The 12791-nt window shown below is 60.2% G+C and carries 8 protein-coding genes; 7 read left to right on the top strand and 1 reads right to left on the bottom strand.

Annotated features, from left to right (window positions below):
- Positions 1 to 51: 51 nt before the first annotated feature.
- Entirely contained in the window at positions 52 to 1449 is a 1398-nt protein-coding gene (locus tag PCO31110_RS23735) for a GntP family permease (protein WP_010805400.1), read from the bottom strand.
- A gap of 627 nt (positions 1450 to 2076) precedes the next feature.
- Here PCO31110_RS23735 and PCO31110_RS23730 point away from each other — a divergent pair.
- From PCO31110_RS23730 to PCO31110_RS23700, 7 genes are all read left to right on the top strand, one after another.
- On the top strand, positions 2077 to 3765 hold the full coding sequence (locus PCO31110_RS23730; protein WP_150691590.1) for an acyl-CoA synthetase: 1689 nt from the start codon (positions 2077 to 2079) through the stop codon (positions 3763 to 3765).
- A 117-nt stretch (positions 3766 to 3882) separates the two neighbouring features.
- The gene (locus tag PCO31110_RS23725) at positions 3883 to 4914 is read left to right on the top strand and encodes an AraC family transcriptional regulator (protein ID WP_150585113.1); all 1032 of its coding nucleotides are present in this window, start codon (positions 3883 to 3885) and stop codon (positions 4912 to 4914) included.
- 227 nt (positions 4915 to 5141) lie between these two features.
- Positions 5142 to 6947: an acyl-CoA dehydrogenase gene (locus tag PCO31110_RS23720; protein ID WP_010805403.1), complete on the top strand. Its 1806-nt coding sequence runs from the start codon at positions 5142 to 5144 to the stop codon at positions 6945 to 6947.
- A gap of 14 nt (positions 6948 to 6961) precedes the next feature.
- The gene (locus PCO31110_RS23715; protein ID WP_174979751.1) at positions 6962 to 8638 is read left to right on the top strand and encodes an electron transfer flavoprotein-ubiquinone oxidoreductase; all 1677 of its coding nucleotides are present in this window, start codon (positions 6962 to 6964) and stop codon (positions 8636 to 8638) included.
- Positions 8639 to 8700: 62 nt separating this feature from the next.
- Positions 8701 to 9888, top strand: a complete 1188-nt coding sequence (gene bktB, locus PCO31110_RS23710; protein ID WP_010805405.1) for a beta-ketothiolase BktB — start codon at positions 8701 to 8703, stop codon at positions 9886 to 9888.
- Between the two features lie 40 nt (positions 9889 to 9928).
- Positions 9929 to 10780: a 3-hydroxybutyryl-CoA dehydrogenase gene (locus PCO31110_RS23705; RefSeq protein ID WP_150691589.1), complete on the top strand. Its 852-nt coding sequence runs from the start codon at positions 9929 to 9931 to the stop codon at positions 10778 to 10780.
- A gap of 146 nt (positions 10781 to 10926) precedes the next feature.
- On the top strand, positions 10927 to 12573 hold the full coding sequence (locus PCO31110_RS23700) for a fatty acid--CoA ligase (protein WP_150691613.1): 1647 nt from the start codon (positions 10927 to 10929) through the stop codon (positions 12571 to 12573).
- Positions 12574 to 12791 lie beyond the last annotated feature (218 nt).

Below are 12791 nucleotides of genomic sequence, written 5' to 3'. Positions count from 1 at the left end.
CGAAGGCCTCCACTCAGGCGAACGTGAGAGCCCTCCACCAGGCTCACACGATCACACGAGCCCTGTCGTGTAGAAGATCAGAATCGCCGCGCAAGCTGCCATCGTCTTAATCAGAGTAATGGCAAAGATGTCCCGATACGACTGGCGATGCGAGAGTCCGCACACAGTGAGCAGCGTGATAACGGCACCGTTGTGCGGTAACGTATCCATTCCCCCGCTCGCCATGGATGCGATCCGATGGAACACTTCCAATGGAATCCCCGATGAGTGTGCCAACTGCACGAACGTATCCGCCATCGCGCCAAGCGCGATACTTAAGCCCGCGATAGCCGACCCGGTAAGCGCTGCGAGTACGGTCACCGAGATGCCCAGGTTAAAAAGCGGGCTGGGGATCGTCTGAAGTGCCTTCGCGGCAACAACGAAACCGGGTAACGCCGCCATGATTGCGCCGAAGCCGAACTCCGACGCACTGTTCATCGCGGCAAGCAGCGCCCCATTGATGGCCTGCTGCGAGCGCACCATGAACTGAGGAACAATCTTGCGCCAGCCAGTGGCTAGTACGGTGAGAATACCCACGACCAGAGCGCCCTCGACGGCCCACAGTGCGGACTCGGCACGCACGTCAATCGGAAGCGCCTGGGGCAGCCCGGCGAGGCTGAGCGAATAGTGTCCATCCGAGTACGCCAACGGAATCAGCTTCGAGAATGCGAAATTGAGGGTGCACACCAGCACAAGCGGCAATAACGCCAACCAGACGTTCGGCAGTTCTTCCCCGGTCTGGGTCGGTTCAGGCTCATTGATATGTCCAGCGCCATACCCTTCCCCGGCTTTGGCCGCCGCGCGTCGACGGTACTCGAGATAGAGCATGCCGGTGATGAAGATCAACACGCCGCCAAGCGTTCCCAGGCGCGGAGCGGCCCAAGTGGTTGTATGAAAAAACGAAATGGGAATGATGTTCTGCACCTGCGGACTACCAGGCAGGGAGTCCATCGTGAACGTAAATGCCCCCAACGCGATCGTGCCCGGCATCAGGCGCTTCGGGATTCCCCCTTGACGGAAAAGCTCGGCGGCGAATGGGTAAACAGCGAACACCACTACGTTCAGGGATACGCCGCCGTAAGTTAGGAGCGCGCAAACAAGAACGATCACGAGCATCGCCCGATGGCCACCTACGAGACGCACAATCGAGGCGCTGATGGCACGGGCGTTCCCCGAAAGCTCAATGACTTTGCCAAACAGGGCGCCTAGCAGGAAGACAGGGAAAAATAGCTTGATGAATGTGGACACTTTCGCCAGAAATATGCCGGAGAAAGCCGGCCCAACCGCCTGGGGTTCTGTCAGCAAAACAGCGATGAGCGCCGCGATCGGCGCAAAAATAATGACGCTATGTCCACGGTAGGCCATGAAAACAAGAAAGGCCAGAACGGCGACAATGACAAGTACTGCCATTTGAATTGACTCCTGATTTTTTTGTATGAGCGCGCACAGAGTCTCTGAGCCAGGTTCGCCAGAATGCGTGGGCCACACAAAGGGAGACGGCGCGCTCAATTAATTCGGATTCCGTAGTGATTACCATAACCACCGCCACATCCGATTTCTTTCTATTGTGTGCATCCTTGATCGTCGAGTCCGTACCGATGCTCTTTAACTCGACTGCCTAGGCACTGAACAACCTTGTTCCGCAACGTCTGCGCTCACGGTCACAATTTTTCAGTGGACGCATAATAGAAGCCGCAAGGCGAAAATGTCAATATATGACTATATATCCCACATATTGGGATTAATGTTGACAGGGAAACGAATGGCGATAGCCACGTTGGAAGACTGCTTGTTTCGAGGGTTGAGATGATCGCCACACCGCAGACGGCTCCAAGTATCTCCAGCACTCGCTCCCCTCGTAACCAGCACATCTAGCCGTCGCCCAGGCAGAAATCGGGCAATCCCGAAAATCGCCAATCCATCGCGTGGCAACCCATATGTCTCATGTGCTACGCTCAAGCCCAGCGAATCCAGCACAAGAAAACGCAACGATCACGCCTGCCTGGCGGGCACTGATACCAGTGGAGAAGACACCGAATGGAAATGATGTACGACGCGGGCCTTGAGCGCCGGGAAGCAAACTACGTCCCCCTGACTCCGATTGATTTCATCGCCAGAGCCGCTGACGTGTACGGTGACAGGCTCGCCGTGGTGTATGGCGACACTCGTCGCACGTGGGCCGAAACGTATGCACGGACGCGACGCCTCGCCAGTGCACTGCGGCGCGCAGGGATCGGAACCGGCGATACGGTGGCGGTTCTCCTCCCCAATATTCCCGAGATGGTCGAAGCCCATTTCGGCGTGCCGATGGCAGGAGCGGTGCTGAATACGCTGAACACCCGGCTGGATGTGCAAACCATCCTGTTCATGTTGCGACACGGCGAGGCGAAGGTTCTGATCGTCGACACCGAATACTCGCAAGTCGCACGGGCCGCCGCAGCAGAGTTTCCGGCGCTGCGCATCGTCAGCGTTGCAGATGCCATGCCGGCGGCCCCCTCGGCGTTCGCCTCTGCCGTCGACTACCCGACTTTCCTGGACGGGGGCGACCCGGATTTTGCCTGGTCTCCGCCTGCACACGAGTGGGACGCGATTGCGCTCAACTACACGTCCGGAACCACCGGAGATCCCAAAGGCGTCGTGTACCACCATCGCGGCGCGTATCTGAATGCCGTTTCGAACATCCTCGAATGGGATCTCCCGAAGCACGCTGTCTATCTGTGGACGCTGCCGATGTTCCACTGCAACGGCTGGTGCTTTCCCTGGACGGTCGCTGCACGTGCAGGTGTCAACGTTTGCTTGAGAAGATTTGATGCAAATCAGGTTTTCGAGTTGATACGTCGCGAGAAGGTGACCCACTATTGCGGTGCGCCGATCGTTCAGAGTTCGCTCGCAAACGCGCCGGCGGAACTTCGGCACGGTATCGGCCATCGCGTAGCGACGATGGTTGCCGGCGCGCCGCCGTCACCCGCGGTGATAGCAAAGCTGAACGACATCGGGGTCGATGTGACCCATGTCTACGGACTGACCGAGGTCTATGGTCCGGCGTCGGTATGCGCGAAGCAAGCGTCGTGGTCGGCACTGGATGACGATGCCCAAGCCGCGCTCAATGCCCGGCAAGGCGTACGGTATCACCTGCAGGCCGCGGTTACGGTACGTGACCCCGCTACGTTGGAAGCCGTCCCTCCGGACGGCGAGACCATTGGCGAAATCATGTTTCGCGGCAACATCTGTATGAAAGGGTATCTGAAGAACCCGAAAGCCACCGACGAAGCCTTTTTCGGCGGATGGTTTCATACAGGGGACCTCGGCGTCATGTCTCCGGATGGCTATATACGCATTAGAGACCGAAGCAAAGACATCATCATTTCCGGCGGGGAGAACATTTCCAGCATAGAAGTGGAGGACGTGCTTTACCGCCACCCTTCCGTTTCCGTTGCGGCAGTCGTTGCAATGCCCGATGCAAAGTGGGGCGAAGTTCCTTGCGCATTCGTCGAACTCAAAGCAGGCGCAACGGCGACTACCGAGGACATCATCAAGCACTGCAGAGAGCATCTCGCAGCGTTCAAGGTGCCGAAACGGGTGGAGTTTGGCGAACTGCCGAAAACGTCGACAGGGAAGATCCAAAAGTACGAATTGCGTGCACGCGTGCAATCTGCATCCGCGATCGATCTTGCCGGAGATAGTGCCGCCGGAATGCCGCGCACCTCCCCTGAGCGCAAGGTTTGACGCAACGCAGCTTCACAGCAAGAAAACCGGCCTGAGCCCCTGGAGACTCAGGCCGGCTTCCTTTGCGCCCGATTCAGGCGAGCGTCGCACGCACGCGACATCAACCACATCACGGCAATGCATTCACTGAGCGCCACCGTACCCATCTCACTCGTTCGGGGTTTCCTCGACGGCGTCGGCGCGCCGCCGGATGTCGTCAGGCAATACCTCGAAGCGGCAGGTATCTCCGACGCCCTGCTGACCGAGCCCGGGGCGCGTGTCACGGAATCGCAATTCTCAACGCTTTACCGCGCACTTGCGATCGAGTTCGACGATGAAATGCCGGGTATCTTCGAGCGTCCTCTGCGTAATGGCACCCTGAAGTATCTGTGCCTCAGCCTGCTCGACGCGCCCAACCTCGAAACGGCAATGCACCGCTTCGGCCAGTTCATGCATCTGATTCTCGACGACTTTCGATTTGAGTCGTCTCGCGTCGGCCCCGTGGCCGAAATTGCGTTGCGCGCAGGGCCCGCCGGCGTCAGCGCCCTGGGCCAGCAGCTGATGCTGAAGCTCGCGCATGGTGTGGGTTCGTGGCTCATCGGTCAAAAGATCCCGCTTCTGCAGGTGGAATTCGCGTTTGAGCGGCCTCCTCACGCCGTCGATTACCTTTATCTCTTCCCGGGACCGGCGCAGTTCGACTGCAAACAGACACGCATGCGCTTCAGCGCTTCCTATTTCGATATGCGCGTGCGTCAGCGCAAGGCCGACCTGCGCAAGTTTCTCGCGCGAGCGCCAGAGGATTGGATATTCGTGGCCTTCGACGAGCAACTCACGAGCCATCGGGTCAGGGATTGTCTTGCCTCGCGACTTCCCGATATGCCGTCCATCGATGACGTTGCTCAAGTCCTCAACTGCTCGGTGCGCACGCTTTGCCGGCGGCTGTCCGCCGAAGGCTCGGCGTTCCAGACGCTCAAGAACGAGTTGCGACGGGATATTGCAATCCGGCGTCTCACCGAAACTCAGGATGCGATTGCGGCGATCGCCGCCGATGTCGGCTTTGACGACCCCACTGCGTTCCATCGCGCGTTCCGCCAGTGGACCGGCAGCACGCCGGGCGAGTATCGGCACGCTGCACACAGGCCCGTTGCGGCCCGCCCGCCCAGGGCCTGATCGACGGCCACTGCCGGCGAGACGGCTGGCTACACCCCATATTCCGGTCCTGCCGGGGAGCCCTCCCCGGTCGACTCGTGGCCGAAATTGTCAATAGATGGTCCGGTTTGGTTATCGGGATTCTCGACGATCGCCGCTACGATCTGCTCGATAGTTGCCGTGCAGGATCTCAGCGTTCCGGTGTCATGGCAGGCCTCTTCACTACCGTCCACTGGAAAAGCACCAGAATGAGCTATATCGCACCCGTCAAGGAAATGCTCTTTGCCATGCAGGAACTGGCCGATCTCGAGCGCGTAGCGGCGCTTCCCGGCTTCGAGGACGCCGGGCCAGATTGCGCCCAGGCCGTGCTCGACGAGGCGGCCCGCTTCAACGCCAACGTCATCGCGCCGCTGAACGTCGAGGGTGATATCAACCCCAGTCGTTTCAAGGACGGCGTTGTCACCGCGACGCCCGGCTTCAAGGAAGCCTTTTCTCAGTTCGTGAACGGCGGCTGGCAGGGCGTTGTCCACCCGGCCGAGTACGGCGGTCAGGGACTGCCCAAACTGATCGCGACCGCCTGCGTTGAAATGCTCAATGCCGCGAACCTGTCGCTGGCGTTGTGCCCGGTGCTGACCGACGGGGCCATCGAGGCGTTGCTCATTGCCGGCAGCCAGGCGCAGAAGGAACGCTACGTGCCGAAGCTGATTTCGGGCGAATGGACCGGCACGATGAACCTGACGGAGCCGCAGGCGGGTTCGGACCTCGCGCTGGTGCGCACGCGTGCCGAGCCGATCGGCGACGGCAACTACCATATCTTCGGCACGAAGATCTTCATCTCGTGGGGCGAGCACGACATGGCCAGCAACATCGTGCATCTCGTACTCGCTCGCCTGCCCGGCGCCCCCGAGGGCGTAAAAGGCCTGTCGCTTTTCATCGTGCCGAAATTCGTCGTCAACGAAGACGGCTCGCTGGGTGCCCGTAACGACGTGCATTGCGTGTCCATCGAGCATAAGCTGGGCATCAAGGCGAGTCCGACGGCGGTGCTCCAGTTCGGCGATCACGGTGGGGCCCTCGGCTATCTGGTCGGGGAAGCCAACCGCGGCCTCGAATACATGTTCATCATGATGAATGCGGCACGTTTCGGTGTCGGCGTGCAAGGCATTGCCGTGGCCGACCGCGCATATCAGCGGGCCGTGGCCTATGCGAAAGACCGCGTGCAAGGGCGTGCCGTAGACGGCTCGTCGAAAGCGCCGCTGAGCATCATCAAACACCCTGACGTGCGCCGGATGCTCGCTACCATGCGTGCGCTCACGGAAGGTGCCCGGGCGCTCGCCTACGTCGCGGCAGCGCACAGCGACATCGGTCACCGTCATACCGATGCGTCGGTGCAGGCCGACCATCAGGCAATCTATGAATACCTCGTGCCAGTGGTGAAGGGATGGAGCACCGAGTTGGCAAACGAGGTCGCCAGCCTTGGTGTGCAGGTGCATGGCGGCATGGGCTATATCGAGGAAACGGGCGCCGCGCAGCATCTTCGCGACGCGCGAATCCTCGCCATTTATGAAGGCACAACGGCGATTCAGGCCAATGACCTCGTCGGCCGGAAGACGTTGCGTGACGGCGGTGCTGTCGTCAAGGTGCTGCTCGCAAAAATCGACGAGACCCTCGCGGCATTGTGGGAGCACAAGTCGTACGAATCGAGCGCGGCGTTCCAAACGCTCCACAAGCGACTTGGGGCCGGGCGCGAATCGCTCGCAAACGTGGTCGACTACGTACTCACGCACGCCAAGGATGATCCCAACGCCGTATTTGCCGGCAGCGTGGCGTATCTGAAGCTGGCCGGCATCGTGCTGTCCGGATGGCAGTTTGCCCGGGCGTTGCTCGTCGCCACGGACAAGCGCAACGACGATCCCTCGTTCTATGACGCCAAGGCGGCAACCGCCCATTGCTTCGCGACGCAGATCCTGCCGCTCGCAACTGCACTGGAAGCCGCCATCGTTGGCGCCCACGACGGCAACGAAGGTGCGTTGGCGTTGACCGACGACCAGTTCTGACGCAGGGGTTGGACATGCTCAGCACAGCAAGCCCGATCGAACAGGCTGGCGCACGCGAGTCGATGGATTATGACGTCGTGATTGTCGGCGGTGGGCCGGCCGGACTATCCGCGGCGATCCGCCTCAAGCAGTTGTCTGCCGAGAACGGCGTCGAGTTGTCCGTGTGCGTTCTGGAGAAGGGCTCGGAGATCGGGGCTCACATCCTGTCTGGCGCCGTCATGGACCCACGCGCCATGACCGAACTCATCCCCGACTGGAAGGAGAAAGGGGCGCCGCTATCGGTGGAGGTCACCGAGGACAAGTTCCTGTTTCTCACCGAAGCCGGTTCGACGGGGGTGCCCGCCTGGGCACTTCCGGACAACTTCAGGAATCACGGCAACTATGTCGTTTCGTTAGCCAATGTGACGCGGTGGCTGGGGCAACAGGCGGAAGGGCTCGGTGTCGAGATCTTCGCCGGCTTTGCGGCCGCCGAAGTGCTGTTCGATGACGACGGGGCAGTCAAAGGCGTTGCAACCGGCAATCTGGGCATCGGCAAGGACGGCAAGCCGACGGAGAACTTCCAGCTCGGCATGGAGTTACACGCGAAATACACCCTCTTCTGTGAGGGCGCACGCGGGCAGTTGGGCCGTCAACTGAACGAGAAATTCAAGCTGAGCGATAACGCAGATCCTCAGGTCTATGGCATCGGCATCAAGGAAGTGTGGGAGATCGAACCGTCGAAGCATACGCCGGGCCTGGTCATGCACACGGCCGGCTGGCCACTCGAGAACGACACGTACGGCGGCTCGTTTCTCTACCACATGAACGATTGTCAGGTGGTAGTCGGCTTCGTCGTGGGCCTGGGGTATTCGAATCCGTATCTGTCGCCATTCGAGGAGTTCCAGCGGTACAAGACGCATCCGGAAATCCGCAAGGTGCTCGAAGGCGGGAAACGTCTGTCTTACGGCGCGCGCGCGATGACCGCGGGCGGCCTGATGTCCTTGCCGAAGCTGGTGTTCTCCGGGGGCGCACTCGTCGGTGACGACGCGGGCTTCCTGAACGCATCGCGTATCAAGGGATCACATGCAGCGATCAAGTCGGGCATGTTGGCTGCCGACGCGGCATTTGAGGCATTGCAGGCGGGGCGTAAAGGCGATGAGCTTACGGCCTATCCCGAGGCGTTCAGGAATTCCTGGCTGTACGCCGAGCTGCACCGCGCCCGAAATTTCAAGCAATGGATGAGCAAAGGTCTGTACCTGGGCACGCTGATGGTCGGTATCGAGCAAAAGGTGTTGCGCGGCAACGTCCCGTGGACGCTGCACCACCAGCATTCGGATCACGAAACGCTGAAACCGGCCTCGCAGTGCAAGCCGATCGAATACCCGAAACCTGACGGCAAGCTCACCTTCGACAGATTGTCCTCGGTGTTCATCTCCAACACCAATCACGAAGAAAATCAGCCGGCGCATCTGACGCTTAAGGATCCGGCGGTGGCGCTGAACGTGAACTGGCGGACTTATGCGGGGCCCGAATCGCGCTACTGCCCTGCTGGCGTCTACGAGTATGTGAAGCAGGACAGCGGTGGCGAGCAACTCGTCATCAACGCGCAGAACTGCCTCCACTGCAAAACATGCGACATCAAGGATCCAAGCCAGAACATCGTTTGGGTCGCACCTGAGGGGGGCGGCGGCCCCAACTATTCCAACATGTAATTGAACCCCGAGCGTGCTTCATAGCGTGAGGCACGTCCGGCGTCCATTGGGAGACACAAGAAATGCAAAGAGAAGTCGTTGTCGTCGGTGGTGTTCGCACGGCTATCGGTAAGTTCGGCGGTAGTCTGAAAGACCTCCCACCGACCGAACTGGGTGCGATCGTGGTGCGCGAGGTACTCGCGCGATCGAAAGTGGCGGGCGCCGACGTCGGCCACGTCGTGTTCGGCAACGTTGTCGCCACTGAGCCGAGAGACCTGTATCTGGCGCGCGTCGCGGCACTCGATGGCGGCATCTCGGAAGCGACGCCTGCTTTCAATGTCAACCGCCTCTGCGGGTCCGGGCTGCAGGCAGTCGTCTGCGCTGCGCAGTCCATTCTGCTGGGTGACGCCGACATCGCAATCGGTGGCGGCGCCGAGAACATGAGCCGGGCGCCGTACATTACGCCCGACACTCGCTTCGGCGCGCGCATGGGCAACGTGCAACTGATCGACATGATGTTGGGCGCGTTGCACGACCCGTTCCAACGGGTGCATATGGGAGTCACCGCGGAGAACGTTGCGCGACAGTACAGCATCACGCGAGAGCAACAGGATGCCCTCGCGATCGAATCGCACCGCCGCGCTTCGCGTGCCATCGCCGAGGGCCGCTTCAAGGAGCAGATTGTTCCGGTGACCCGACGCGTGCGAGGCAAGGAAGTCGTATTCGATACCGATGAACACGTGCGCCAGGACGTCGAACAGACCGAGCTTGCGGAGCTGCGCCCGATATTCCAGAAGGAAAACGGGACAGTGACGGCTGGCAACGCCTCCGGCATCAACGACGCCGCTGCCGCCGTCCTGTTGATGGAGCGCAAGACGGCGGAGGCGCGAGGTCTGAAGCCGCTGGCGCGCCTGGTGTCCTACGCGCATGCCGGCGTCGACCCGCTCTACATGGGCATCGGCCCCGTACCGGCGACGCGCATCGCGCTCGAGCGTGCGGGACTCACCGTAGGCGATCTCGACGTGATCGAAGCCAACGAGGCCTTTGCTGCACAGGCCTGCGCGGTGGCACAGGAGCTTGGGTTCGACCCGGCGAAAGTGAATCCGAACGGCTCGGGCATCTCGCTGGGCCATCCGATCGGCGCGACGGGCGCGCTGATTACTGTCAAGGCACTGCATGAACTCAGGCGCGTGAGCGGACGCTATGCACTCGTCACGATGTGTATTGGCGGAGGCCAGGGTATCGCCGCAATCTTTGAGAATCTTCAATAAGTTGCGCACGAAACAGCAACGCCAGCCACTGAGAGCAATTATGGAAATTGGGACGATAGGAATTGTCGGTGCGGGTACGATGGGCAATGGCATCGCGCAGACTGCCGCTACCGCCGGATGGAATGTCATCGTGATCGATGTCGCCGAGGCGGCCTTGACGAACGGGCTCGCACTGCTGAAAAGCAATCTCGATCGGCTCGTCGCGAAAGACAAACTCGACTCGGAAGCCCGGAGCGCTGCGCTCGCGCGAGTCAGGTTCTCGACGGACTATCAGCAACTGTCCGATGCCGATCTCGTCATCGAAGCCGCAACGGAAAATGTCGCCCTGAAGCACCGAATTCTGGGGCAGATCGAATCGGTGGCGCGTCCCGGCGCCATCATTGCGACGAATACCTCGTCCATCTCGGTCACGGCGTTGGCGGCGAGTCTGAGCGACGCTTCGCGTTTCATCGGAATGCACTTCTTCAACCCGGCGCCGCTGATGCCGCTCGTCGAGATCATTCGCGGGCTGCAGACGAGCGACGCCACTGCCGACGCGATTAGCGAGTTGACAAAGCGTCTCGGAAAGACGCCGATTGTCGTCAGGAATTCACCCGGGTTCGTGGTGAACCGTATCCTGGTGCCGATGATCAACGAGGCCTTCTTCGTACTTGCCGAAGGCATTGCGAGCGCCGATGAGATCGACGCGGGAATGAAGCTTGGCGCGAATCAGCCGATCGGCCCGCTCGCGCTCGCGGATCTGGTCGGACTCGACGTCTGCCTGTCCGTCATGGAAGTGTTTCTGAACGACTTCGGAGACCCGAAGTATCGGCCGGCGCCGCTGCTGCGCGAGTTCGTGGCGGCGGGACGGCTCGGGCGCAAGACAGGTCAGGGTGTCTATCGTTACGACTGAATATCGAGCGGGCATCAGGAGGGTGCCCGCTCGATGGCAGGTCTGACGCCTTTGCCAAATGGGCAGCCAGGCGCGAATCGATCATCGCTGGCTTGGTAGACTGGGACGAGATGGGATAAAACCAACATCAGATTCAGGAGACAATGATGCAGGACGAGTTGACGAACGGCACCCCCTCGGCATACGCCTATCCCTTGCTGATCAAGCAGCTTTTGCATACGCCGCTAGCTCACGCCCCGGAGCAGGAGATTGTTTACCGGGGGCAACAGCGAATGACGTACCGGACGATGAACGAGCGCATCTCCAGACTCGCTAACGCCCTTGCCGAGCTAGGCGTCCGGCATGGCAGTACCGTCGGCGTAATGGACTGGGATAGCCATCGCTATCTGGAATGTTATTTTGCTATCCCGATGATGGGAGCGGTACTGCAGACGGTCAATGTACGACTGTCCAACGCGGAAATCGCGTTCACGATCAATCACGCCGGCGCCGAAGTGCTTCTGGTCCATACCGATTTCCTGCCGGTGATCGATGCGATCAAAGATCAACTGAAATCCGTCCACACCTTCGTTCTCATCGACGAAGACGACGACGCTCTCACGACACACACGATTCCGTTCACGACGGAGTACGAGCGCATGCTCGCGGCGAGCGATACGCATTATTCGTTCCCGGATTTCGACGAAAACACGCGCGCCACCACGTTTTACACGACCGGAACCACGGGGCAACCCAAGGGGGTGCATTTTTCTCATCGGCAACTGGTACTTCACACGATCAGCGTGATGGCCGGGTTGGCAAGTCCGGCCTCCGGTCAACGGCTTCATCGTGGTGATGTCTACATGCCGATCACCCCCATGTTCCATGTTCATGCGTGGGGCATGCCCTACGTCGCAACGGTCTTGGGGCTGAAGCAGATCTACCCGGGGCGCTATGCGCCCGACCGGCTTGTGGGGCTCATCCGTGACGAGGGCGTGACTTTTTCGCACTGCGTCGGCACGATCCTGCACATGCTGCTGAACTGCCCCGAAGCGAAGACAGTCGACTTCAGCCGGTGGAAAGTCATCGTTGGCGGAAGTGCATTGACACAGGGCCTGGCGAGGGCCGCGTTCGAGCGTGGCATCGATGTTTTTACGGGCTACGGCATGTCGGAAACCGGCCCGATCCTCACGCTGGCGCAGATCAAGCCCGACCTTGGCCCACTCGATGAGGACGAGGAGATTCGTCTGCGCTGCAAAACCGGCCTTCCCGTTCCTCTGGTCGATCTGCGGATTGTCGATGACGCGATGGCAGACCTCCCGCACGATGGCAAGGCCTTCGGCGAAGTGGTGGTGCGCGCGCCATGGCTCACGCAAAGTTACCTTCACAATCCGGAAGCATCGGAGCAGCTATGGGAGGGCGGGTATCTGCATACTCAGGATATCGCCAGCATCGACCCGGCTGGCTACGTGCAGATTACCGATCGACTCAAGGACGTAATCAAGTCGGGCGGTGAATGGGTGTCGTCGCTCGAAATCGAAAACCTGATCTCTCGGCACCCTGCGGTCTCCGAGGTGGCGGTGTTCGGCATCAAGGACGAGAAGTGGGGTGAGCGGCCGGTCGCGCTGGTCGTATTGAAGAAGGACGCGGGCCCCGTCGACGATGAAGAGATCAGGCGGCACCTGCTTGCGATTGTCGCGACTGGAGAAATCTCAAAATACGCGGTGCCGCAATTCATCAGGTTCGTCGACTCGCTGCAAAGGACCAGTGTCGGCAAGTTGAACAAGAAGGCGATGCGCGAACAGTTCGTCTGACCGATCAGTGTGAGGCCGACGACAGTCACAAAACGAAAAAGCCCTTGAATTTCAAGGGCTTTTTTCTTACTTGCTCAGTCACGACCGATAAGGATGAGCGTTACATCTACACTGTTTTACTCAGAACGATCATATCGCGGTTGCCATTCTGTGAAGCGAGCTCTTCCCAATGCGGCAAACACAAGAGCACAGTGAAGCGCCACGCTTCCGTACACAGG

The organism is Pandoraea communis, from assembly GCF_902459745.1.
Taxonomy (GTDB): Bacteria; Pseudomonadota; Gammaproteobacteria; order Burkholderiales; family Burkholderiaceae; genus Pandoraea; species Pandoraea communis.
This window is presented reverse-complemented; position numbering and strand designations above follow the sequence as displayed.

Coding starts and splice junctions, on each gene's coding strand:
- PCO31110_RS23735 (WP_010805400.1), bottom strand. CDS start 1,449: ATGGCAGTACTTGTCATTGTCGCCGTTCTGGCCTTTCTTGTTTTCATG.
- PCO31110_RS23730 (WP_150691590.1), top strand. CDS start 2,077: ATGGAAATGATGTACGACGCGGGCCTTGAGCGCCGGGAAGCAAACTAC.
- PCO31110_RS23725 (WP_150585113.1), top strand. CDS start 3,883: ATGCATTCACTGAGCGCCACCGTACCCATCTCACTCGTTCGGGGTTTC.
- PCO31110_RS23720 (WP_010805403.1), top strand. CDS start 5,142: ATGAGCTATATCGCACCCGTCAAGGAAATGCTCTTTGCCATGCAGGAA.
- PCO31110_RS23715 (WP_174979751.1), top strand. CDS start 6,962: ATGCTCAGCACAGCAAGCCCGATCGAACAGGCTGGCGCACGCGAGTCG.
- bktB (WP_010805405.1), top strand. CDS start 8,701: ATGCAAAGAGAAGTCGTTGTCGTCGGTGGTGTTCGCACGGCTATCGGT.
- PCO31110_RS23705 (WP_150691589.1), top strand. CDS start 9,929: ATGGAAATTGGGACGATAGGAATTGTCGGTGCGGGTACGATGGGCAAT.
- PCO31110_RS23700 (WP_150691613.1), top strand. CDS start 10,927: ATGCAGGACGAGTTGACGAACGGCACCCCCTCGGCATACGCCTATCCC.